This is a genomic window from Salegentibacter sp. T436, assembly GCF_001932675.1.
GTDB lineage: Bacteria > Bacteroidota > Bacteroidia > Flavobacteriales > Flavobacteriaceae > Salegentibacter > Salegentibacter agarivorans.
Genome location: NZ_CP012872.1, coordinates 1226953 through 1248890, shown reverse-complemented (window position 1 = coordinate 1248890; position 21938 = coordinate 1226953). Strand labels below are relative to the sequence as shown.

The 21938-nt window shown below is 36.1% G+C and carries 23 protein-coding genes; 5 read left to right on the top strand and 18 right to left on the bottom strand.

What is annotated here, in order from left to right; genetic code table 11:
* Positions 1 to 21: 21 nt before the first annotated feature.
* Positions 22 to 2439: a hybrid sensor histidine kinase/response regulator gene (locus tag AO058_RS05530; protein WP_075325618.1), complete on the top strand. Its 2418-nt coding sequence runs from the start codon at positions 22 to 24 to the stop codon at positions 2437 to 2439.
* Here the strand turns inward: AO058_RS05530 and AO058_RS05525 are convergent.
* From AO058_RS05525 to AO058_RS05485, 9 genes are all read right to left on the bottom strand, one after another.
* Positions 2429 to 3781, bottom strand: coding sequence for a sigma-54-dependent transcriptional regulator (locus AO058_RS05525; protein WP_075325617.1), 1353 nt, complete (start codon positions 3779 to 3781; stop codon positions 2429 to 2431). The two genes, AO058_RS05530 and AO058_RS05525, sit on opposite strands and share 11 nt — an antisense overlap.
* Positions 3782 to 4201: 420 nt before the next feature.
* Entirely contained in the window at positions 4202 to 4543 is a 342-nt protein-coding gene (locus tag AO058_RS05520) for a hypothetical protein (protein ID WP_075325616.1), read from the bottom strand.
* A gap of 441 nt (positions 4544 to 4984) precedes the next feature.
* Entirely contained in the window at positions 4985 to 5386 is a 402-nt protein-coding gene (gene arfB / locus AO058_RS05515; RefSeq protein WP_075325615.1) for an alternative ribosome rescue aminoacyl-tRNA hydrolase ArfB, read from the bottom strand.
* A 6-nt stretch (positions 5387 to 5392) separates the two neighbouring features.
* On the bottom strand, positions 5393 to 6946 hold the full coding sequence (locus AO058_RS05510; protein WP_075325614.1) for a DUF4301 family protein: 1554 nt from the start codon (positions 6944 to 6946) through the stop codon (positions 5393 to 5395).
* A gap of 2 nt (positions 6947 to 6948) precedes the next feature.
* Entirely contained in the window at positions 6949 to 7515 is a 567-nt protein-coding gene (locus AO058_RS05505; protein ID WP_075325613.1) for an AAA family ATPase, read from the bottom strand.
* A complete protein-coding gene (gene pnuC, locus AO058_RS05500) occupies positions 7476 to 8108 on the bottom strand; it encodes a nicotinamide riboside transporter PnuC (protein WP_075325612.1) in 633 nt (210 codons plus the stop codon). The genes AO058_RS05505 and pnuC overlap by 40 nt, the downstream gene beginning before the upstream one ends.
* A complete protein-coding gene (locus AO058_RS05495) occupies positions 8092 to 8352 on the bottom strand; it encodes a thiamine-binding protein (RefSeq protein WP_075325611.1) in 261 nt (86 codons plus the stop codon). Before AO058_RS05495 ends, pnuC begins: the two co-directional genes overlap by 17 nt.
* A gap of 160 nt (positions 8353 to 8512) precedes the next feature.
* Positions 8513 to 9205, bottom strand: coding sequence for a geranylgeranylglyceryl/heptaprenylglyceryl phosphate synthase (locus tag AO058_RS05490; protein WP_075327890.1), 693 nt, complete (start codon positions 9203 to 9205; stop codon positions 8513 to 8515).
* The gene (locus tag AO058_RS05485) at positions 9205 to 9852 is read right to left on the bottom strand and encodes a 4'-phosphopantetheinyl transferase family protein (protein ID WP_075325610.1); all 648 of its coding nucleotides are present in this window, start codon (positions 9850 to 9852) and stop codon (positions 9205 to 9207) included. The genes AO058_RS05490 and AO058_RS05485 overlap by 1 nt, the downstream gene beginning before the upstream one ends.
* A gap of 65 nt (positions 9853 to 9917) precedes the next feature.
* On the opposite strand from AO058_RS05485, the gene ahcY reads away from it, so the two are divergent.
* Positions 9918 to 11234, top strand: coding sequence for an adenosylhomocysteinase (gene ahcY, locus AO058_RS05480; RefSeq protein ID WP_075325609.1), 1317 nt, complete (start codon positions 9918 to 9920; stop codon positions 11232 to 11234).
* Positions 11235 to 11372: 138 nt separating this feature from the next.
* Here the strand turns inward: ahcY and AO058_RS05475 are convergent, their stop codons facing one another.
* The 4 genes from AO058_RS05475 to AO058_RS05460 all read right to left on the bottom strand — a co-directional run bounded on the left by AO058_RS05475 (position 11373) and on the right by AO058_RS05460 (position 13187).
* Complete coding sequence (locus tag AO058_RS05475; protein ID WP_075325608.1) at positions 11373 to 11720, bottom strand: putative signal transducing protein; 348 nt, start codon at positions 11718 to 11720, stop codon at positions 11373 to 11375.
* 115 nt (positions 11721 to 11835) lie between these two features.
* A complete protein-coding gene (rpmA, locus tag AO058_RS05470) occupies positions 11836 to 12096 on the bottom strand; it encodes a 50S ribosomal protein L27 (protein ID WP_075325607.1) in 261 nt (86 codons plus the stop codon).
* A gap of 28 nt (positions 12097 to 12124) precedes the next feature.
* Positions 12125 to 12619: a 50S ribosomal protein L21 gene (gene rplU / locus AO058_RS05465; protein WP_075325606.1), complete on the bottom strand. Its 495-nt coding sequence runs from the start codon at positions 12617 to 12619 to the stop codon at positions 12125 to 12127.
* A gap of 103 nt (positions 12620 to 12722) precedes the next feature.
* Positions 12723 to 13187 (bottom strand): DUF4199 domain-containing protein, encoded by a 465-nt coding sequence (locus tag AO058_RS05460; protein WP_075325605.1) that lies wholly within the window; start codon positions 13185 to 13187, stop codon positions 12723 to 12725.
* Between the two features lie 281 nt (positions 13188 to 13468).
* Between AO058_RS05460 and AO058_RS05455 the strand changes: the two genes are divergently transcribed.
* The 3 genes from AO058_RS05455 to AO058_RS05445 all read left to right on the top strand — a co-directional run bounded on the left by AO058_RS05455 (position 13469) and on the right by AO058_RS05445 (position 17367).
* A complete protein-coding gene (locus AO058_RS05455) occupies positions 13469 to 14794 on the top strand; it encodes a M16 family metallopeptidase (RefSeq protein WP_177195721.1) in 1326 nt (441 codons plus the stop codon).
* 17 nt (positions 14795 to 14811) lie between these two features.
* On the top strand, positions 14812 to 16872 hold the full coding sequence (locus AO058_RS05450; protein ID WP_075325604.1) for a M16 family metallopeptidase: 2061 nt from the start codon (positions 14812 to 14814) through the stop codon (positions 16870 to 16872).
* Positions 16873 to 16947: 75 nt separating this feature from the next.
* Positions 16948 to 17367: a hypothetical protein gene (locus AO058_RS05445; protein WP_143083672.1), complete on the top strand. Its 420-nt coding sequence runs from the start codon at positions 16948 to 16950 to the stop codon at positions 17365 to 17367.
* 1 nt (position 17368) lies between these two features.
* Here the strand turns inward: AO058_RS05445 and AO058_RS05440 are convergent, their stop codons facing one another.
* The 5 genes from AO058_RS05440 to mutY all read right to left on the bottom strand — a co-directional run bounded on the left by AO058_RS05440 (position 17369) and on the right by mutY (position 21935).
* Positions 17369 to 18274, bottom strand: a complete 906-nt coding sequence (locus AO058_RS05440; RefSeq protein WP_075325602.1) for a DMT family transporter — start codon at positions 18272 to 18274, stop codon at positions 17369 to 17371.
* Between the two features lie 104 nt (positions 18275 to 18378).
* A complete protein-coding gene (gldD, locus tag AO058_RS05435; protein WP_075325601.1) occupies positions 18379 to 18942 on the bottom strand; it encodes a gliding motility lipoprotein GldD in 564 nt (187 codons plus the stop codon).
* 14 nt (positions 18943 to 18956) lie between these two features.
* A complete protein-coding gene (locus AO058_RS05430; protein ID WP_075325600.1) occupies positions 18957 to 20282 on the bottom strand; it encodes a gliding motility-associated protein GldE in 1326 nt (441 codons plus the stop codon).
* Between the two features lie 21 nt (positions 20283 to 20303).
* Entirely contained in the window at positions 20304 to 20774 is a 471-nt protein-coding gene (locus tag AO058_RS05425) for a single-stranded DNA-binding protein (protein WP_075325599.1), read from the bottom strand.
* Between the two features lie 105 nt (positions 20775 to 20879).
* Positions 20880 to 21935, bottom strand: a complete 1056-nt coding sequence (gene mutY, locus AO058_RS05420) for an A/G-specific adenine glycosylase (protein ID WP_075325598.1) — start codon at positions 21933 to 21935, stop codon at positions 20880 to 20882.
* Between the last annotated feature and the right edge of the window lie 3 nt (positions 21936 to 21938).

Sequence of the window (21938 nt, the reverse complement as noted above, 5' to 3'; positions counted from 1 at the left end):
AATTTTGGTTGTAACAGTTCTATGCGAAACACAAAGCAGTCAATAACTTATAAAGTGATTGGCGGATATCTTTTGATAGCCGCACTGGCAGCCCTTGCCGTATGGTTTGTATGGAAACAGGTGGTTGCTTTTAGTGAAGTTTCAGAAAATAACAGCAACAATAATGAGCAATTATTTCTGCTAAGTGATATTACTACCAGTCTTTTTGAAACCGAAAATTTAAGCAGGCAGCTTATTCAAACCGGAAATGAAGCCGATTTGGAAAAGTATCAACTTCAAATAGACAGTATTCAACTTGATATCCAAAATTTAAAAAACAGCTATGCTGATAATTCTATGAAAAATGAATTAGACAGTATTGCTGAATTGCTTTCAGACAAAACCTCCAACCTCCAGGAACTTTACAAATTAAGGGAGCAGCAACGTAACCAAAATTATTATTCGCAGGTTTTAAATGAACTTAGAAAAGTAGACCCTTCTTTTAACGATTACAATTACAGGCAACGTTTCTCCAACCTGGAACCGCACCAACGCAGGTTATTAATTAGGTTGCTGGAATATTCCCGAGAAGATAACGCTGAACAACTCACCAACCGCACCGCCGATTCTATTATTGGTTCGGTTAGAAATGTACTAAGCCAACTGGAGATTGCCAATAGGAGGTTTCAAAACACGGTAGACGAAAAGGAACAGCAATTCCTTGAAAACGATATGATTATTAACCAGCAGCTAAGACGTTTGCTGGGAAAAATTGAGCAGGAAGAACGGGAAGCATCTATACAACGCGCCAAAATCTCTCAAAATATGATTGAAGAAAGTTCGCAAATCTTCCTTATAGCAGGAATTGTGAGTTTCTTAATTATTTTACTGTCACTTATTTTTATAATTCAGGATATTACTAAAAGTCAGCAATACCGAAGAGAATTAGAAGAAGCCAAAGATTTTGCTGAAAGTTTGCTAAAGAAACGTGAGCAATTTATGGCTGCAATTACCCACGATTTACGCTCTCCACTAAACACACTTATTGGCTACACAGATCTAATTGAAAAATCTTCGCTAAATAGCAAGCAGTCGCATTATATGGATCAGGTGAAGAAATCCTCTAATTTTATTCTGCATTTAGTAAACGATTTATTGGATCTTTCTAAGCTGGAAGCAGGTAAAATGACTGTGGAAAAACTTCCTTTTAACCCCGCAAAACTTATAAGAGACACCGTTTATAACTCTTTACCGGCCACAAAGAATGAAAAGGTGGAGGTGATTTTTGAAGCTTCAGAAGAAACCGATACACAGGTGCTTAGTGATCCCTTTAGAATAAAACAAATTATCGCCAACCTCATCACTAATGCCTGTAAATTTACCCACGAAGGAGAAATAAGAGTAGGTATTCATCTTAAAAAAGAAATTGAAGATAGCTATTGTCTGATTATTTCGGTAAAAGACACCGGGATAGGAATTTCCAAAGAAAAACAGGATGAGATTTTTGAAGAATTTTCACAGGAAAATACGAAAATTGAAAAAGCATATGGCGGTACCGGCCTGGGACTTACTATCACAAAAAGTCTTACCGAATTACTAAAAGGCGATCTAAAGCTTGAAAGTGAGCAGGGACAAGGTAGTGAATTTACAGTTTTTATTCCGGTTAGAAAACTTCCTGGCGAGGCAACAACAACCGCAGAAGTATCAACAATTGTAGAAATGCCAGACCTGAGCGGTAAAACTGCCCTTATTGTTGATGATGAACCATCGCAGCTTTCTTTAACGCGGGAATTGCTAAAATCTATGGGAATGCAATGCGACAGTGCCCTAAACGGAAATGACGCACTGAAAAAACTGGAAAATAAAAACTATTCTTTGGTTTTAACCGATATTCAAATGCCAGAAATGGATGGTTTTGATCTTATTAAAAATATCAGGAAAAAATATAAAGTAAGTGAATTACCGGTGATAGCTTTATCTGGCAGGACCGATATTGATGCTGAAACTTATAAACTTGCCGGATTTAATAAAAGCCTTTTAAAACCTTATAAACCCGGAAAATTACAACAAAGTATTGCCGAAATTTTTAAACTTAACCTGAAGCAAAAAGTAAATAATAACCTCCAGAATTCTACGAAAAATACTTATGATTTGCAGGATATTTATGATTTTTCGGCTGGAGATCAAAAAGCAGTACAAACCATTTTAGAAGCTTTCATAGAAAGTTCCAGATCGCAAATTGAACTTATTGCCATTGCCAGGAAGAAAAATGATGCTAAAGAGGTAGCGCGCCTGGCGCATAAAATGGTGCCTATGTTAAAACAAATAAATGCCAGGCAGCAGGCAGGGCAATTTGAAAGACTGGAACAACAAGAAGTTTTTTCTGATGAAGAATTTCTACAGCTAAAAGCTAACATTTTAAATTTAATGGAAGAACTGGAGCAGGAGATTAAAGTTTAATATCGTATTGCTTTAGCTTATTATAAAGGGTTTTACGATCTATAGAAAGCAATCTTGCCGCCTTACTTTTATTACCACCAGCTTTCTCCAAAGCGTCTAAAATAAGCTGTTCTTCGTTCTTATTTTTAAATAAACCGTATTCAGTTTCTGTATTAGATTGGGAAGCAGTGGCTATTTCATGAGGCAATACTTTAAGAGGAATCATATCATCTTGCGTTAGCAGTACCGCACGTTTTACCATATTCTTTAACTCCCTTAGGTTTCCCGGCCAGTTATAGTTTTTAAAAGCTTCAATAGCACTTTCGGTAAAACCAATCACATTTTTTTCCAATTCAGCATTTGCTTCTTCCAAAAAATATTCAGCAAAAAGCATTAAATCTTCTTTGCGCTCTTTTAAAGCAGGAACTTTAATAGAGAATTCATTAAGACGGTGATAAAGATCTTCCCTAAACTCCCCTTCTTTCACCGCTTGCGCAAGATCTTCGTTAGTGGCCGTGATTACCCTTATATCTACCTGAATTTCATTATTACTTCCTACCGGTTTTATTTTTCTTTCCTGTAAAGCTCGTAGTAATTGCACCTGGAGTTCATAACTTAGGTTTCCAATTTCATCAAGAAAAAGAGTACCACCGTTTGCCGCTTCAAAATGCCCGGTTTTATCGTTTATAGCACCGGTAAAAGATCCTTTTAAATGACCAAAAAATTCACTGGACGCCAGTTCTCTAGGAATAGCACCACAATCTACAGCGATAAAAGGAGCATCAGCACGTTTACTTTGTTTATGGATACTTTTTGCAACCTGTTCTTTTCCGGTTCCACTTTCTCCCATAATTAAAACCGACATATTGGTTGGAGCAACTAATTCTATATAATCACTTAGTTTTAAAGCAGCTTCACTAACACCTTTCACAAAACTCGTCCCTTGCAAAGAATCTGTTCTTTGTGTTTTCTCAGGTCTTTTTTCAACAGTGGGTTGTACTTCTGTATGGGTTAAAGCATTTTTAATTGTTTGTAAAATAGATTCTGGTCTAAATGGTTTGGAAACATAATCGAAAGCACCATTTTTCATAGCTTCTACAGCCATGCTAATTTCAGCATAACTGGTCATAATAATAACCTGCGTACCGGCATTTTCTAACTTTACCTGTTTTAAGATATCAAGACCACTAGTGTCTGGCAATCTTACATCTGAAAGGATAAGGTTAAAAAAATTAGCTTTAAGTTTCTTAAAAGCTTCTAAGCCAGAAAAAACCAATTCAACCTCATAGTCGCGCTTGATTAAAAATGTTTTCAACATAGTCCCAAAAGGAACATCATCTTCAACTATAAGGATTTTTGTCATTGATCTCAATTTAAATCGTCTTGCAAATTTAACAATCTAAAATTCATTGGGTTTAAAATAAGCATAAAAAAAGAGACCTCGTTAAAGGTCTCTATCAATGACAATCTAAATTTTTATTAAAAAGTGTCATTGGGTGGTATCCATTTTCCAGACTACATTAAGTAAATCGTCATAAATCTTTCAGCTTAACTTAAACGGCTAAAAGTGTTAGTTAGCAGGTCCCAATGGTCCTAAAACCGTTCAAGTTTACATTCTACCCTAAATATACAGAATTTTCTACTTACTTTATGTTATTTTCTGGTGCCGAAGGAGTTGGTTTCTCTTAAATTCCAGCTAAAATTTCTTAAAAAAATTTCCGTTGGAAGTTTGTAGGGTAAATATATCCAACGGAAATTTAAGGTTAGTTAGCAAGTAGTTAATCTATTTCTCTTCTTTTTTGATCCAATTTCCCTCAGCATCGATGTAAGCTTTTTTCTTTTCACCATCTACATTAAGTGATAGTTTATATACTTTCTTACCCTCTTTTTCTTTTACCCAGGCTTCTTCAGCTACGGCTCCATTCATATCGGTCATTACCGCATCTTTAATTGCTTGCGGAAGAGCCAATACATCAACTTCTTTATAATCGTCTTTTGTTTCCTGAGCTTCTTCTACGCTCTCAATTTGTTCCATTTCTTCTGGCTCTTCTACCTGCGCTTGTGCATTTTGACTGAATAAGAACATTCCGGCTGCAGCCATTAAAGTTAATACTAGCTTTTTCATAATAATAAGGTTTTAAGTTTGTGGTTTAAATATGATAGGTATAAAGGAAGAATTATACCAAAGTCTTATAATATTAACTAACTATCTAACAATAAGCTTTTTACAAAATACGCAATAAATTAATTGGGAATTTGTTATGTAGAAAGCTGGGGTTTTTAAGAGAACATTATGTAGAAATGTAGAATTACTAATTTTATGAAACAAAAAAAGAGACCCTAAGGCCTCTTTTTCTCCGAAAATCTAAATTATACAACAGTATCTTAAGCTGCTATATTTAATATTAATTTAGCAATAATTACATATAAAAAATTGTACCAGTAAAATCCTACAATTTTAATCTATTGAAAATTAACATTTTAAAATTTTATTGTTTTTAGGTTTTCACAAAACCAGGGATATTCTTGTAGATTTTTTCTACACTTATGTAGAAAAAGGCCTCACTTATTTTAAAGGATCGTTTCTTCTAGCTTTCTTTTCAGCATTAATCTTTTTCGCTTTTAGGCGTTTTAACTTTGCAGCTTTGCTGGGTTTAGTTTTCTTTCTTGGTTTTGGTTTTTTAATATTCTCCCGAAGTAATTCAAAGAATTTTGCAATTACCAGCTCTTTGTTTTTATGCTGACTTCTACTTTCTTCACTATTGAGAATTAAAAGGTTCTCTTTGGTTAATCGAGTAGCCAGTTTTTTAATTAATCGCGCTTTCTCTTCTTCTAAAAGTCCTTCTGAAGCTTCTAAATCAAAATAAAGTTCAACTTTAGAAGAAGTTTTATTAACGTGCTGCCCGCCGGCACCAGAACTGCGCACGGCTTTAAAACTAAGTTCCCGTATTATTTGTTGCTCGTCCAAAACAAATTATTTGGCCTGATGAGAGGGTTTTAAAAGATCGGCTACTGTTTTTACCGGGTTAAAGGTCTCTACCGGAACTTCTACAAAAACCGTATTCCAGTAAGCCATACCGCCATTCCATAAGCCAGGGCGCTCCAGGGCTTTTAGAGGTTTGCCATCTTTGGTTTTATCTGCAATAAAACTCATATTTTCATCTACATAATTATTAAGATCAAAACTTTCTCCTTTATGGTTTTTAAGGCTACACGCTATATCTACCGGATTAAAATGTGTAGAATTATTTAGAATCTCTAATTGCTCTGAATTATTTTTATCTATTTGCGCACCTTCAATAATTTGAAGCGAGATCTCTCCATCTTCATTTTTAACTAAGAAAGGTCCGCCGCCGGGTTCACCTTCGTTTTTCACCATTCCGCAAACTCTTAATGGACGGTCTAATTTTTTACACAAATATTGCGTTTTTTCTTCCCCCGTAAATTTGTTAAAAGATGAAGTTACCTTTACAAACAGTTCATTCTCCAAAAATTCAGCAATCTCGTCTAATTTAGCTTCAGAATTATTCCCACCGTCAAGGTTTTGCATATATTCAAAAACCTGGTTTTGCAGCGCTATTAATTTACCACCCAGCATTTTTTTCATTTCTACCACTTTTGGCAAATTGGTATTAACGACCACGTTATCTATATTTTTAACAAAAATAAGATCGGCTTCTTGTTTATTCAGATTTTCTATTAATGCACCATGCCCGCCGGGTCTAAAGAAAATCCTGTTATCTTCATCTCTAAAGGGATTATTTTCTTTATCCACCGCAATCGTATCCGTTTTTGGATCCTGGTTAGAATAAGAAATTTCAAATTTAGTGTGATTAGCCTCTTCTACTCTTTCTTTAATGTTTTCAAATTCTTCTTCAAACTTCTCTTTATCACCTTCAGCTACAGTAAAATGTAGTTTTGTCACGCCGTTTACTGAAAGATATTTCGCTGCACTATGCAAATGCTCTTCAAAAGCCGTAGCGGTATAATCGTTATATTGGTGGAAAGGAACCAAACCTTTTGGCAAGTCGCTTAACCCAAGTCCATTTTCATACAACATGGTTTTCACCAAAATCAGATGTCGTTTGTCATTAGATTTTTCTGAAAAATCTGGGTGATTTTCTTTGGCTTTTTTGGAAGCGACTTTATAAAATGGAAGTTTATCCATTTTCTCAAAAAACAACTGAAGGTTTTTATCATCTTTACTGTCTAAATAATCTCGTAAGCTTGTTTTTTCAGGATCAAATTCATCTGCAAAATTGTGAAATGCCTTAAACATTCGTGTTGCCGCGCCAGAAGCGGGTACAAATTTTAAAAGGTCTAAATGCTCCTTTTTATCTTCAAATGTTTGAATATATTTTTTTTGATCTTCTACTGAATAGACAAAAATGCCATTTCCTACGGTCGCCGCCTGTTGAATATCTACTTTTATATTTCCTCTTTCAAATATCTGGATTTGTCTTTCAACCTCCTGGGTTGATAATCCTTTTTCCTCAATTTGCAAAATGTCTATTTCGCTAAACTCCACGTCTATTTATTTTTTAAAAGTTCGTCTATTTTCTTTACCGCAGTTTTAAAACGTTCCTCTAAATCTCCTTTTAGAATCACGTAAGGTTTTTTACTGTTTTTAAGAGCAGCTTCAAACCTTTTAAACATCCCAATACGGTCTTCTGGTTTATCCCGAAGGTCATCGGGCGTCCACGGTACGTCAATATACGTTAAAAAGTAGAGATCGTAAATGTTGTTTAACGCATGTTTAAGAAGTTGAGGATCGCAAAACCCTTCGTAATAGGCTTCAGAATAAACCTTTAGCTCTAAAAGATCGGTATCGCTAATTAGGAGTTTATTAGCCTTTTTAGTGAGTGTATTTTCACGATTCATTTGGCCTTCAGCAATGGGAATCATATCTTTTGGTTCGCAAACTCTTTGCTCATTATCCCATTTTTCCTGAAGATAATCCCGCATAAATTCTTCTACCCAAAGCGTGTTATAATGTTTTGCCAGCATCTCTGCCAGGGTGGTTTTTCCCGTAGATTCTGGTCCAAAAAGAACCACTTTTAAGACGGACGAAGGTCGTTGCGCAAGTTTTTCTGCCATGCTTTATAGCCGTATATAGCGATTATAGTAAAAACAAAATATTGAAGTGCCGTTAAAGTAAAACCTTTATAAAAATAGAGTGGTACAGAAATAACATCACCAATAATCCAGAAAATCCAGTTTTCAATCTTTCTATTGGCCATTTGCCACATTCCCACGAAAAAAATAGCGGTTGTAAACGTGTCTACATAGGCCGTCCAGTTGTTCCATTTATCAAAATACTCGTAAACAGCGAATACAAAAAGCAAGGTCGCAATAAAAATAAACAGACTTTGCCAATTCTCCTTTCTGGTAGTATTGGTTATGGGTGTATAATGTTCTTTATCTACTTTTCTTGTCCAAATATACCAACCATAAATGCTCATAGAAAAATAATAGGCGTTAATCATCATATCTCCCAGCAATTCCCATTGCCAGAGCAAATAAACAAATATCATGGTACTTATAATCCCAGTGGGATAAACCAGAATGTTATTTTGCTTGGAATAAATGACCGAAAGAAAGCCGAAAATTACCGCAATTACTTCCAGGATAATAAATAAAGTAGAATACCCGTAATACTGGTCAAAGAAAAAATCAAAAATCGGCTGCATAGTCGCTAAGATCAGATTTTACAATTTTTATATAGATAAGTCCGTTATCAATGGTTTCAAAAACATTTTTGATTTCTGAATTCAATAAATTCATCACCTCATCATACTCTCCATAAACCTGGGTACTTAACGGGTTTTCTTTTATTGCTAATCCTGAAGCCCTTAATTTTTTAATAAAAGCAATGATTTTTGGTTCAAAATCGTCCTGCAACGGACTTAAGGTTAATTCTACTGAAATTTTCATGATTGAAATTTTACCCACGAATATTTTACTGGACTTTCTGTGGAAGCCAAATTTAAAGATTTGAAATTAGTATTGTTGTGCCTTAAACTAACAATTTGTGAAGCTTTATTTTTTTGGACTACCACAAATTAGATTCTGAATAAATTCAGACTGACGTCTACTAATTTTCAAATTGTGTTCCCATAACGATCATATCAGCTCCAGCTTTATAGGCCTTTTTCTGTTGTTCTAAACTTCGAATTCCGCCACCTACTATCAAAGGAATATTTATTGCTTTATTTACTTCAGTAATAATTTCTTCGGAAACCGGAAAATCGGCACCACTTCCTGCTTCCAGGTAAATAAGATTTTTTCCTAGAAATTGACCGGCAAGTGCGGTATTTACAACTGAAGTAACTTCAGATTGCGGAATAGGCTTTGTACAGCTTACTCGCTGCACAGCGCATTCTTTCCCACCCTCAATTAGAATATAAGCCGTCGGAATAATTTCCAGTTTGCTATTCTTTAATTTTTCTACAGATTTTACCTGTTGCTCTATTAAGTACTCAGGGTTTCTTCCGGAAAGAAGGCTTAAAAAAAGCAATGCATCTGCTGTTTCTGTAATTTGTGAATAATCTCCTGGAAACAGAATAACCGGAAAATCGGTTTCAGCTTTAATCGCTTTTACGGTTTTTTCGGTTTTAAAATTTTCCACCGTACTACCGCCTACAAAAATATGTGTAGTTTGTTTTGGTAATTTTTCCAGGTATAATTTTGTTTCCGCTTCTATAAATTTATCGGGATCTATTAAAATGGCGAGTAGTTTTTTTCCATTAGTCGCAGCCTGGAAAATTTCAGCATAAAAATTCCGCATTAACTTTGGACTTTTTTCGAGCCTTCCCAACCATACACACAGGTAAAACCTTCAAATTCCAAAAAATTCATCTCGTAAAAAGACTCTTTTCCTTTAAAGTTCACTTTCGCGGTTGTTTCGGCGTCATCAAAATCAAAATCGGTCACATTTATGTGCTGTAAAAACCCTAGACCCGGTTCGGCATACATTTTATAAATAGATTCTTTAGCACCCCAAACAATAGTGAGTTTTCTTATTAAAGCCTCTTCGTTTGCAACGGTATGATATTCACTAAGCGGGGTGAATTTATTGGCAATTTTGAGAATTTTATCGCGGCGTTTTTCAATATCTATTCCCACCTTTTCATCACTTAAAATAATAGCCGTAAAATTAAAAGAATGGGTAATGGAGATATTCTTACCATTTTTTAAATGGGGTTTCCCTAAATCGTCATAAAATAAATCGTGATCTACATAGCCCGCTTCGGCCATTAAATGGCGAATACTCATAAAACCACGACGGTGAATTTCAGATTTCATTCCCTTTACGCGATTTTGGCAATGTTCGGTTAATTCTATCCCTTCGCTAAGTTCTTCAAAAGGTTCTTCTACCTTCCAAATGAAGACTTTAGTATGCGGGTTTACTGTTATTGTTTTGTAAAGTGGCATGTAGGTTTGTTATAGATTCCTTATTTTTGCGAGACAAAAAATTGCTAATATTCAAATATAATAATATGTCGACTAAAACAGTGCCGTATACCGCTTATAAAGTTAAGGATATTTCCCTGGCGGATTGGGGAAGAAAAGAGATAGAACTCGCCGAAGCTGAAATGCCGGGATTAATGTCCCTGCGTGAAGAATATAAAAATGAACAACCATTAAAGGGAGCCAGAATTGCCGGATGTCTTCACATGACCGTGCAAACTGCAGTACTTATTGAAACACTTATTTCTTTAGGGGCCGATGTAACCTGGAGCTCTTGTAATATTTTTTCTACACAAGATCACGCTGCAGCTGCAATTGCTGCCGCAGGAATTCCCGTTTACGCCTGGAAAGGAATGACCGAGGAAGAATTTAACTGGTGTATAGAACAAACCCTGTTTTTTGGTGAAGAGCGCGAGCCGTTGAATATGATCCTTGATGATGGTGGCGATCTTACCAATATGGTTTTTGATAAGTACCCGGAGCTTGCTGAGGGAATCCGCGGACTTTCAGAAGAAACCACTACAGGAGTTCACAGACTTTACGAAAGAATGAAAAACGGAACTTTGGTAATGCCGGCTATTAACGTGAACGATTCGGTTACCAAATCTAAGTTTGACAATAAATATGGATGTCGCGAAAGTGCTGTTGATGCTATTCGCCGGGCTACTGATGTAATGCTTGCCGGAAAACGCGTTGTAGTTTGTGGTTATGGAGATGTTGGTAAAGGTACTGCCGCTTCGTTTAAAGGTGCGGGATCCATTGTTACCGTTACGGAAATTGACCCAATTTGTGCGCTACAAGCTGCGATGGACGGGTTTGAAGTGAAAAAACTGGAAACTGTACTTCCTAAGGCTGATATTGTAATTACAACTACAGGAAATAAAGATATAGTTCGCGGAGAGCATTTTGAAGCGATGAAAGACAAAACCATCGTTTGTAACATCGGGCATTTTGATAATGAAATCGATGTTGCCTGGTTGAATAACAATCACGGGGATTCAAAAGACACTATAAAGCCTCAGGTAGATAAATATACTATCGCCGGGAAAGACATTATTCTTTTAGCGGAAGGGCGATTGGTGAATCTTGGTTGTGCTACAGGCCACCCAAGCTTTGTGATGAGTAACTCATTTACCAACCAAACTTTGGCACAAATTGAACTTTGGAAAAATTCTGATAAATACGAAAATGAAGTTTATATGCTACCTAAGCATTTAGACGAAAAGGTTGCCAAACTTCACCTTGAAAAAATTGGAGTAGAATTAACCGAACTTAAAGATTACCAGGCTAAATATATTGGCGTGGAAGTGCAAGGCCCATATAAGCCCGAGTATTATAGATATTAATTTAGTCATTTCCGCAAAGGCGGAAATCTATTTAAATTTATTTGAAAATTTTAGACCTCACAGATTTCCAAAATCTGTGAGGTCTTTTTATTTATTATACGTCATCCTGAACATGTTTCAGGATCTAAAAAATCATTTCTAATTACCACTCATAAACCATACAAAGAAAATAATAGCAATAAGCACCACAAGTGCAGCTAGCAAGACAAATACCCATTTCCCTACTTGAGGTTTTGTTCTTTTGGGTTTTGAAATATTATGAGACTGGCCCAAAAAACCACTTCTTTTAATGATTTCTGTAGCTTTTTCTCTATCGCTTTCCGCCACTTCAATTCTAAGTCCGTCGTCGCCAAGTGCACCAATATTGGTCGCATTATCGGTAGCTTCTCCGTAAGACCGGTAATCTAATTGTTCATCATCAAAAAGATTTTTAATAATAGAATGTTCATTTCGGTCAGAGGTGCGAAAAACGTCTATATATTTCATAACATATAACTTAAAGTCTAAATTAAAGATACAAAAAAACCCCTTCTGAATTTCAGAAGGGGTTTCGATATAATTCTAAGAATAAAATTCTTTATCTCCAATAAGAGTGTAAGACTTATGCTTCAAACGGTTCTATAGAAACGTAAGATTTATTATTCTTTGTTTTAGAAAACTTTACTACGCCGTCTACTTTAGCGTGTAATGTATGGTCTTTTCCTGCATATACATTCTCACCTGGATTATGTGCAGTACCTCTTTGTCTAACAATAATATTTCCGGCTACGGCTGCCTGACCGCCAAAAATTTTCACGCCTAAACGTTTCGATTCTGACTCTCTACCGTTCTTGGAACTACCGACTCCTTTTTTGTGTGCCATTTTACTTTAGTTTTAAGTAGATTAATATTTAACTTAAAGCTTCAATTAATTCAGCTTTCTTCATAGAAGAGTAGCCTTCAAGACCTTTCTCCTTCGCCATCTCTTTCAATTCAGCTACGGTGTATTGATTTAAATCTTCCGATTTACTATCAGTTTTGGCTTCTTTCTTAGGTGCTTCTTCTTTTTTAGTTGAAGCAGCTTTACTTCCACCTTTTACATCGATGCTTTCAATTACGATTTCGGTTAAAGATTGACGGTGACCGTTTTTCTTTTTGTAACCTTTACGTCTTTTCTTTTTGAAAACAATTACTTTGTCTCCTTTAAGGTGACGGGTGATTTTTGCTCCTACTAGAGCACCATCTATAGCCGGGGCGCCAAGGTTTATGCTGTCACCATCTCCGGTAAGAAGAACTTTGTCAAAAGAAACGCTGTCTCCTTCTTCTCCGCTTAGACGGTTAACAAACACCTTCTGGTCTTTTGCAACTTTAAATTGCTGCCCTGCTATCTCTACAATTGCATACATAGTGTTGTGATTAATTAATTTATGCTAAAAATTTACGCTTACTTTTTTCGCAAGCGGGTGCAAATATACTTCTAATTAATTAATTCACAAAGCCTAAAAAACTTTAATAAGTATGTTCCTGTCCTTCTTTAGTATTCCAGGAATCTTTAAATAACTGCATATAGGCTAAAGTAAGCACCAGGCTGGTTGCAAACCCCATAACCGCCACTACAAAAAGCACTATACCAATATCGGTTCCATAATCGGTGCGCCACATATTAATAAGGTTATTTAAAAAATCTGGGTTTAACTCTGTGGCATATAATGCAAAGAAGATAGTAAATAAAATAGTGGCATTAAAACCGGTAAGCAGGCTCGCCATAAAACCTTTTTGATATTTAAATTTTGAACCTTTGGAGCTTCTATATGCCTTTAAAGCCAGCCACATTCCGCCAGCCATAATTACCCCGTTAAATAAACTGAATAAAGGATAAATGTGTAAATTAAAGAGCGATAGGATTAAAAAATAGACAATAAGTCCTACTGCAATTATGAGACTGTATTTAATTGGAACACTAAAATTCTTCATAGCTTTTGGTTGGTGTTTTATTTATTAAACGAATTGCAGACCGGGGAACTTTTAACCCATTTACTAATTACAAGTTTGAAAAATGTTAGTCCCGGGCCCTGAAACCGCTTTACTTTAAAAGTAAATTTCTAAAAAAAGTGCCGGTTTTTAGCTTAATAGCTTGTTAATTTTGACACTATTCGCACAAATACATTAATTTCTTCATTATTCTGAAATTATGCTGTAACAAAATACGATATTCAAACACTAATACAATGCATTAATGAAAAATCTATTAAAAAATGATTAAAAACTTAAAGATGGCTGCCTTTGCATTAGTTTGTAGCGCAGCAGGAATTGCCCAGGAGGTAGAATTTACCGAGTACGACCTGGACAACGGATTACACGTAATTTTACATCAGGACAACACGGCTCCCGTGGCGACCGTTGGAGTAATGTACCACGTAGGTGCTAAGGACGAAGAAGAAGGCCGTTCTGGCTTTGCTCACTTTTTTGAACACCTTTTATTTGAAGGTACCGAGAATATTGAGCGTGGAAAATGGTTTGATATTGTAGCTGCAAATGGCGGTAGCAATAATGCCAACACCACGCAAGATCGTACTTATTATTACGAGACGTTCCCTTCTAACAACCTTGAATTAGGTTTATGGATGGAGTCTGAAAGAATGTTTCACCCGGTTATTAACGAGGTAGGCGTAGAAACTCAAAACGAGGTTGTAAAAGAAGAAAAGCGCTCTCGTATTGATAACGCTCCTTATGGAAAGATTATTTATTCCACAGGTATCAATAAATATGTTTTTGATAAGCACCCTTACAAAAACTCGGTTATTGGCACCATGGAAGATCTTGACGCAGCCGAGCTAGACGAATTTAAAGCTTTCTTCGATAAATATTATGGGCCAAACAACGCTACTTTAGTTGTTGCCGGTGATATAGAAATTGATGAAACTAAAGAAATGATCGAGAAGTATTTTGCTGAAATTCCTGAAGGAAAGGAAGTAGAAAGAGTTTCTGTTAAAGAAGAACCAATTACTGAAACTATTACAGCAACAGAATACGATAGTAACATTCAAATTCCGGCCAAATTATTTGTTTACCGCACGCCTTCTATGAAAGAAAAAGATGCTTATATACTTGATATGATCTCTTCAATTCTTACTGATGGGAGAAGCTCAAGAATGTACAAGAAAATGGTAGACGAAGAAAAAACCGCGCTACAGGTATTAGCATTCCCAAGATCTCAGGAAGATTACGGAACTTACGTTATGGGTGCTCTTGCTTTAGGAGAAACTCCACTAGATACTTTAGCTGCTTCTATGGATGAAGAAATCGATAAACTTCAAAACGAATTGATTTCAGAAAAAGAATATCAAAAACTTCAAAATAAATTTGAGAACCGTTTTGTAAATTCTAACAGTAGCATCCAGGGAATCGCTTCTTCATTGGCAACGTACAATGTACTTTATGGGGATACAGATCTTATTAACGAAGAGATTGAAATCTACAGAGACATCACCAGAGAAGATATTAAAAGAGTAGCTAACGAATATCTTAACGAAAACCAACGTTTAGAGTTAGATTACCTTCCAGAAAGCGAAAAGGAATAACATTAAAAAAATATAGAATGAAATTTAATATACTCACATTATTTATAGCTTGCTTTTTGACCACAGCGGCAATTGCGCAGGTAGACCGTTCTAAACAACCGGAACCGGGACCGGCCCCAAAGATTAACCTTGGGCAGCCAGATGAATTTACATTAGATAACGGATTAAAAGTTTTGGTAGTAGAAAACCACAAACTTCCAAGAGTTTCTGCGTCCTTAATTATAGACAATAAACCTCACGCCGAAGAAAAACCTGCTACTGCTGCTTTGGTTTCTTCTTTACTGGGTACGGGAACCGAGAATATGTCTAAAGACGATTTTAACGAAGAAATAGACTTTTTAGGAGCCAATGTTAATTTTGGATCAGAAAGCGTTTATGCTAGTTCGCTTTCTAAGTTTTTCCCAAGAGTTATGGAACTTATGGCTGAAGGAGCTTTAAAACCAAAATTCACCCCGGAAGAATTTGAAGCTGAAAAGAATAAACAAATTGAAAGCTTAAAATCTATTAATAAAGATGTAGGTTCTATCGCCAGCCGTGTAAGTGCTGCTTTAGCCTATGGAGCTAACCACCCTTACGGTGAGTTTGCCACGGTAGAAAACACTGAAAAAGTTTCTCTCGAAGACGTAAAAGGTTTTTACAATAATTACTTCAAACCTGCCAATGCTTACCTTGTTATAGTTGGTGATGTAAAGACTTCTGAAGTAAAAAAACTTGCCAAGAAAAATTTTGGAGACTGGAAAGCCGGTGCTCCAAAAGAGCAAGACTTACCTAAAGTAGCTAACGTGAATGAAACACAAATCAACTTGGTTGATATGCCAAACGCGGTACAGAGTGAGTTAAGACTTCAAAATACCATAGATTTAAAAATGGCAGATGAAGATTACTTCCCTGTATTGGTAGCAAACCAAATTCTTGGTGGTAGTTTTGGAAGTTACTTAAATATGAACCTTCGTGAAGACAAAGGTTATACTTACGGAGCCAGAACAAGCACAGGTGCAGACAAGTATGCTTCAAGATTTGTTGCACAGGCAAGCGTTAGAAACGCGGTAACCGATAGCGCAATTGTAGAATCTTTAAAAGAGATTAAAAGAATTAGAACCGAGCCTGTAGATGCTGAAATGTTGGAAAACGCTAAAAGCAAATTCGCCGGTGATTTCGTATTAAGATTAGAACAACCGTCTACCATCGCTAATTACGCGCTTAACATCAAGACAAACGATCTTTCAGATGATTTTTATGAAACTTTTCTTGAGAAAATAAATGCAGTTACTGCAGATGATATTCAACGTGTAGCTAACAAATATTATCAAACCGATAATATGAGAATTGTAGTTGCAGGTAAAGCTTCAGAAATTGCTGAAAACCTTGAAAAAGTTGAATTTAACGGAAAAACAATTCCGGTTAAATATTACAACAAACTTGGTGAGGAAGTTGAAAAACCACAAGCTAAAAAAGTTGACGCTTCAGTAACCGTAGAAAAAGTTTACGAAAATTATATTGAAGCTGTTGGCGGACGTGATGCTGTTGAAGAAGTAGAAAGTGTAGTTATGAAAGCTGAAGCTAGCGTACAGGGAATGGCGCTAAACCTAACCATGAAAAGAACTATGGATGGTAAACTAAACCAGGAAGTTTCTGTTGGCGGTAACGTTATGAGCAAACAGATTTTTGATGGTGAAGCTGGATTTGTAATGGCGCAAGGTCAAAAGATCCCTTACAACGAAGACCAAATTAAAACTGCTAAAATAGATGCTAATCCATTTCCGGAATTAAAGGTGGGTGACGCAACTTTAGAAGGAATTGAAACTGTTGAAGGTGTAGATGCTTATGTTGTTGCACTTAGCGACAATTACAAAGCTTACTACAACGTAGATAGTGGCTTAAAAATGCAAACTGTACAAACTGTATCTCAGGCTGGGCAAACAATGTCTATCCCTACAGGGTACAGCGATTATCAGGAAGTTGAAGGAGTAAAATTTCCTTTTAAAATGACTCAGGCTGCAGGCCCACAAACATTTGAATTTGATGTTACTGAGATCCTTGTTAACGAAGGTGTTTCAGCTGAAGATTTTGAAGAATAGTGATTTTTTATTAATGTTAGAGAGAACCGGCCAGCAATGGTCGGTTCTTTTATTTTAAAACCAAATCTATATTTTATGGAATTTGAAACCAACAAACATCTTTTACCATCTTATTTTAAGATTATCTCTTTTGTAATTGCCGGCTTAGCATTAATTTCTGCGATAATTAGTTTTAATGAAAACCTAGACCCCAACATATTGTTACCGCTTGGGAAATACTTGTTCCTGTTAGCGCTGGCATTTTTCTCATTTTCAAAAGAAAAAAATGAGAAAAAATCTTTTAATCAACTTAGGTTAAAATGTCTGATCCCGGCAATAATTTTCGCTAACATCTTCTTTCTTTTCGAAACTTTTATGGAGTTATTTAAATCGGTTGAGCATCGTGAATTTATGTCTGCCTTTGAGGTTTTATTGATCTTCCATGTCTATTATTTAGTTTCCTTTTACTATTACAAAAACAAGCAGAAGAAAGCACAAAAAACTGTTCAGGTTTAGATCAGGTAGCCTGTTTTCTATACTTAGAAAACACTTTTTTAGATCGGTTTACAATAAATACCCCTATTAAGATCACAAAAGCTGAAATTAACTGCCAGGTACTAAAAACCTCACCATCTAAAATTCCCCAACCTAAGGCTACTACTGGAATAGTATAGGTTACAGAAGTAGTAAAAACCGGGTCTGAGATCTGTACCAGCTTATTAAAAATTATCATGGCTACACCCGTCCCAATTATTCCTAAAATAGCAACATACCCTATAGATTCCTGAAGCACGATATTGGAAAGGTCTTTTTCAAAAAATCCTGAGAAATATAAAATTATCAGTGTTGGAATTAGCAGGACGGTAAAACTACCCGTCGCAATACCCACCGGACTAATACCGCTCATATGGGTTTTAAGAATATTTACATTCATTGCGTAACAGGAAGCCGCTATTATAACTAAAAGCGAATAAAGGTAATTCTGGTCTGGGTTAATACTGGCACCGCTTAAAATAAGTCCGGCAGTACCCAGGAGACCAATAGCCACCCCAATTATTTTATTTTGATTAAATACCGCTTTAAAAAACACTGCGCCAAAAATAAGCGTCATTAAAGGTGTTGTAGCATTCAGGATAGAAGCTACTGCGCTGTCAATTTCAGTTTCAGCGAAAGAAAAGAGATAAACCGGAAAGAAATTTCCCAGGAACCCCACCAGTAGTATCCATTTCCACTGGCTTTTTTTAATCTTCATTATAGATTTAAAACCAATAAGAATTAGAAAAACAGCGGCAAATATTATTCGGAAGGATCCAACTTCTATAGCCGATAATCCTACCAGCCCTTTTTTTATAAGAATAAAGGAACTTCCCCAAACAATAGATAACATAATGAGGTAGACCCATTTTAATTTCTCTAATGGCATAAATTCTCGATTTTAAGCTGCAAAAATCGTTATTCCTTTAGAGTTGAAAAGAAAAGAAGGGATTAATTTTCGTAGATTTTTTTAACCTGCCTGTTGCGCAGTGATTACTCTTCCCAGCGAAAAGTTTCAATCATATGCTTCATATCTTTTTTAAGATAATCTGCAGCGGGAATAATAGAGTCGTAATTTGGCCTTGTTCTAAAGTAAGCGGAAGCGGTTACAAAATGATTCACACTATCGGTAAGGTAAAATTGTGCCTGGGAAGCCGCATCGCCTGAAACTTCATAGAACATCCCGTAAACCTCCTGAATCTCATTAGTATATACATCACCTTCAATAGCATCAGCTTTTATAGTATGTTGTAGCGGTAACTTTTGCGCATCTGCCAGCAGCGAATCCAGGTTATTATTAATTTGCTGGTAAGTGATAAAAATGGTTCCGTTTAAATCTTTATATTCCAAATCTATCAAACACGGAATATTATTTCTGGAAGCCTTAATTTCTGCCAGGGTATTAATTTCAAAATTATAGGGACAATTAAGGTTTGCGGTTTCGTATTTAGCTTCAGGATAATTAAGCGCAAGAAATGCACGAGGCTTGGGTGTAGTGTCTTCTTCCCCGCAGCTAATAAAAGTTAAAACCAAAACAATTATCAAAAAACTCTTCATACCACACTTTATCTTCAACTAACCGGAGAAATATTCACTTTAATTTGTTTAAGGCGTTTATTGTCTAAAACTTCTACCGTAAAGCTATAATTAAGAAAATAAATTACATCATTTTTCTTCGGAAAACCACCTGAAATTTCCAGTAAAAAGCCCGCCAGGGTATCTGCCTCGCCTTTCCGCTCTTCAAAAGCCACAGGATCTTCAATTTTTATAATTCTATAGAAATCTTTCAGCGGCGTTTTACCTTCAAAAACATAGGTGTTTTCATCAAGTTTGGAATAGACCAAATCTTCGTCATCGAATTCATCGCTAATATCACCAACTATCTCTTCAATAATATCTTCCAAAGAGATAAGTCCGCTGGTACCTCCATATTCGTCTACTACAATCGCCAAATGATTCTTTTTGGTTTTAAAATCGTTCAGCAAATCGTCCAGCTTTTTATTTTCGGGAACAAAATAAGGCTCGCGCAACAAACTGGTCCATTCAAAAGAATTTTTATCAATATAGGGCAATAAATCTTTTACGTATAAAATACCTATTACATTATCTATATTCTCGCGATAAACCGGAATCCTGGAATAACCCCTGTCTATAATTTCGGGGATAATTTCTTTATAAGTCTGGCTTTCATTTAAGGCAAAAATATCCATCCGGGGGCGCATCACCTGTTTGGTATCGGTATTTCCAAAAGACACAATTCCCTGCAGGATTTTTTGTTCTTCCTGCGTGGTATCTTCTTCACTGGTAAGCTCCAGAGCCTGCGATAATTGATCTATACTTATAAAAGATCGTTGCTTGCCGAGACGGCTATGCATAAAAATAGTTACCGCGCGCATTGGCCCGCTTAAAGGGGTGAAAATAGTATCAAGAAAACTTAAGGGGCGTGCCATAAAATTTGAAAACAACACGTTATTTCTACTTGCATAAACTTTAGGCAGAATTTCACCAAAGAGGAGAATAATAAAAGTTATTACTCCAACCTCAATTAGAAACTTGAAATTAATGCCGTAAAGTACTGTATTCATCTCGCCAAAAAGCCTGTCTGCAATACTATCAAACAACAATACAATGGCTATATTTATAAAATTATTGGCAACCAGGATAGTAGCCAGCAACTTTTTGGGTTTATCTAAAAGATTAACCACAATTTGTTGAGATTTGCTGCGCTTCCCGTCTTCGGTAATTACATCGGCGGGTGTTAAGGAAAAGAAAGCAACTTCGGCACCAGAAATTAAGGCAGAACAAAGTAAAAGCAGCAATAAAACTACATAGCTAATTAGCTGCGTAAAATCAAAAGTGGCCCAAAACAAAAGTAAACTGGGAGGTTCTGAATCCAAATGACAGGGTTTTAATTAAACTTAAAAAGGCAAATCGTCTTCCTCTTCTTCTTTCGCCATAGATTGATTGGCAAAATTATCATTTTTAGGCGTGTTTTGTTGATTTTGAGACGGGGAATTTTGCTGTTGCATATTTCCGCCTCCTTCGCTCTCTCCCTTTGGAGTTAAAAAGGTAAATTCTGTACACTGTATTTCGGTAGTGTAACGGTCATTTCCCTGGTCGTCCTGCCATTTACGGGTTTTAATTCTACCTTCAATAAAAACTTTATCGCCTTTTTTAAGGTATTTCTCACAAATTTCGGCTGCTTTATTACGCACCACAATGTTGTGCCATTCGGTACTAGTAACGCGCTCGTTGGTTGTGCGGTTGGTATAAGTCTCGTTGGTAGCCAGCGGAAATCGCCCTATAGCGCCACCGCCTTCAAAATAATGCATTTTCACGTCGTCCCCCGTATGCCCAATTAGCATTACTTTGTTTAATGTACCTGTCATCTCTATTAATTATTTTTTGAGCCCAAAAAGGCTATTAATTTACACCCTAAAATACTGAAAAATTTATTGCTAAATAAAGCTAAACTCTATAAAACTTTAAACAATTTATAAGGAATAGGTTTCCAGTGCCGTTTCTTCAAGGAAATTAGCAATTAAAACCGGCACCGGATAATCTTTTACATTTTTTACAGGAATTCCCTCTTTCCCAACTTTTTCAGCCTTAACCCACCAAAAATGAGTATAAATATGTTGATGGGAAAGTTTATGAACCACCGGTTTTTTGTTGTGAAGTTCTAGTGATAATTTTTGTTCCCCAAGAATGTCTTGAATACTTTCCTCGGAAGGAAAATCGCCTTCGCTTACCGGTTCTTCAGTTTCTATTAAAGGAAATTCATACAAACCATTCCAAATTCCCTTTCCTGTTCTTTGCTGAAGTAGCGTTTTATTTTCTTCAGAAAAAACTACTAAATAATTAAAGTAGCGCTTCTTTACTTTGGCTTTTTTCAGTTTAACCGGTAATTCCTGAATTTTATTTTTCTCCACCGCCAAACAACCCGAAATTAAAGGACATGTTTCACAAAGCGGGTTTCTTGGTTTACATTGAAGCGCCCCGAATTCCATTAAAGCCTGGTTAAAACTGGAAGGATTTTTTTCATCTAACAATTCAGAAGCCAGGGCTTTAAATTCCTTAATTCCTGCCGAGGAATTTATAGGAGTTTCAATATCAAAAAAACGAGCTAAAACCCTGTAAACATTGCCATCTACCACCGCAACCGGTTCATTATAACAAATTGAAGCAATGGCAGCGGCGGTATAGTCACCTACACCCTTTAGTTTTTTGAGATCTTTATAAGAATCGGGAAACACACCATTTAGTTCTTCAGCAACATATTTAGCGGTTTCGTGAAGATTCCTTGCCCGGGAATAATATCCCAAACCTTGCCAGAGTTTCAGTACTTTTTCTTGCGGCGCTGCAGCAAGATCCAAAACACTGGGAAACGCGCTTTTAAAACGCTTATAATATGGTAAACCCTGCTCTATTCGCGTTTGTTGTAACATAATTTCACTGAGCCAAATATGATACGGATCGCTAGTTTTGCGCCAGGGCAATTCGCGCTTGTTTTTTAAATACCAATCAATCAACACTTTAGAAAATACCATATA

Excerpts from the sequence above, each read along its gene's own strand:
- AO058_RS05530 (WP_075325618.1), top strand. The coding sequence starts at position 22 with ATGCGAAACACAAAGCAGTCAATAACTTATAAAGTGATTGGCGGATAT.
- AO058_RS05525 (WP_075325617.1), bottom strand. The coding sequence starts at position 3,781 with ATGACAAAAATCCTTATAGTTGAAGATGATGTTCCTTTTGGGACTATG.
- AO058_RS05520 (WP_075325616.1), bottom strand. The coding sequence starts at position 4,543 with ATGAAAAAGCTAGTATTAACTTTAATGGCTGCAGCCGGAATGTTCTTA.
- AO058_RS05505 (WP_075325613.1), bottom strand. The coding sequence starts at position 7,515 with ATGGCAGAAAAACTTGCGCAACGACCTTCGTCCGTCTTAAAAGTGGTT.
- pnuC (WP_075325612.1), bottom strand. The coding sequence starts at position 8,108 with ATGCAGCCGATTTTTGATTTTTTCTTTGACCAGTATTACGGGTATTCT.
- AO058_RS05495 (WP_075325611.1), bottom strand. The coding sequence starts at position 8,352 with ATGAAAATTTCAGTAGAATTAACCTTAAGTCCGTTGCAGGACGATTTT.
- AO058_RS05490 (WP_075327890.1), bottom strand. The coding sequence starts at position 9,205 with ATGCGGAATTTTTATGCTGAAATTTTCCAGGCTGCGACTAATGGAAAA.
- AO058_RS05485 (WP_075325610.1), bottom strand. The coding sequence starts at position 9,852 with ATGCCACTTTACAAAACAATAACAGTAAACCCGCATACTAAAGTCTTC.
- ahcY (WP_075325609.1), top strand. The coding sequence starts at position 9,918 with ATGTCGACTAAAACAGTGCCGTATACCGCTTATAAAGTTAAGGATATT.
- AO058_RS05475 (WP_075325608.1), bottom strand. The coding sequence starts at position 11,720 with ATGAAATATATAGACGTTTTTCGCACCTCTGACCGAAATGAACATTCT.
- rpmA (WP_075325607.1), bottom strand. The coding sequence starts at position 12,096 with ATGGCACACAAAAAAGGAGTCGGTAGTTCCAAGAACGGTAGAGAGTCA.
- rplU (WP_075325606.1), bottom strand. The coding sequence starts at position 12,619 with ATGTATGCAATTGTAGAGATAGCAGGGCAGCAATTTAAAGTTGCAAAA.
- AO058_RS05460 (WP_075325605.1), bottom strand. The coding sequence starts at position 13,187 with ATGAAGAATTTTAGTGTTCCAATTAAATACAGTCTCATAATTGCAGTA.
- AO058_RS05455 (WP_177195721.1), top strand. The coding sequence starts at position 13,469 with ATGATTAAAAACTTAAAGATGGCTGCCTTTGCATTAGTTTGTAGCGCA.
- AO058_RS05450 (WP_075325604.1), top strand. The coding sequence starts at position 14,812 with ATGAAATTTAATATACTCACATTATTTATAGCTTGCTTTTTGACCACA.
- AO058_RS05445 (WP_143083672.1), top strand. The coding sequence starts at position 16,948 with ATGGAATTTGAAACCAACAAACATCTTTTACCATCTTATTTTAAGATT.
- AO058_RS05440 (WP_075325602.1), bottom strand. The coding sequence starts at position 18,274 with ATGCCATTAGAGAAATTAAAATGGGTCTACCTCATTATGTTATCTATT.
- gldD (WP_075325601.1), bottom strand. The coding sequence starts at position 18,942 with ATGAAGAGTTTTTTGATAATTGTTTTGGTTTTAACTTTTATTAGCTGC.
- AO058_RS05425 (WP_075325599.1), bottom strand. The coding sequence starts at position 20,774 with ATGACAGGTACATTAAACAAAGTAATGCTAATTGGGCATACGGGGGAC.
- mutY (WP_075325598.1), bottom strand. The coding sequence starts at position 21,935 with ATGGTATTTTCTAAAGTGTTGATTGATTGGTATTTAAAAAACAAGCGC.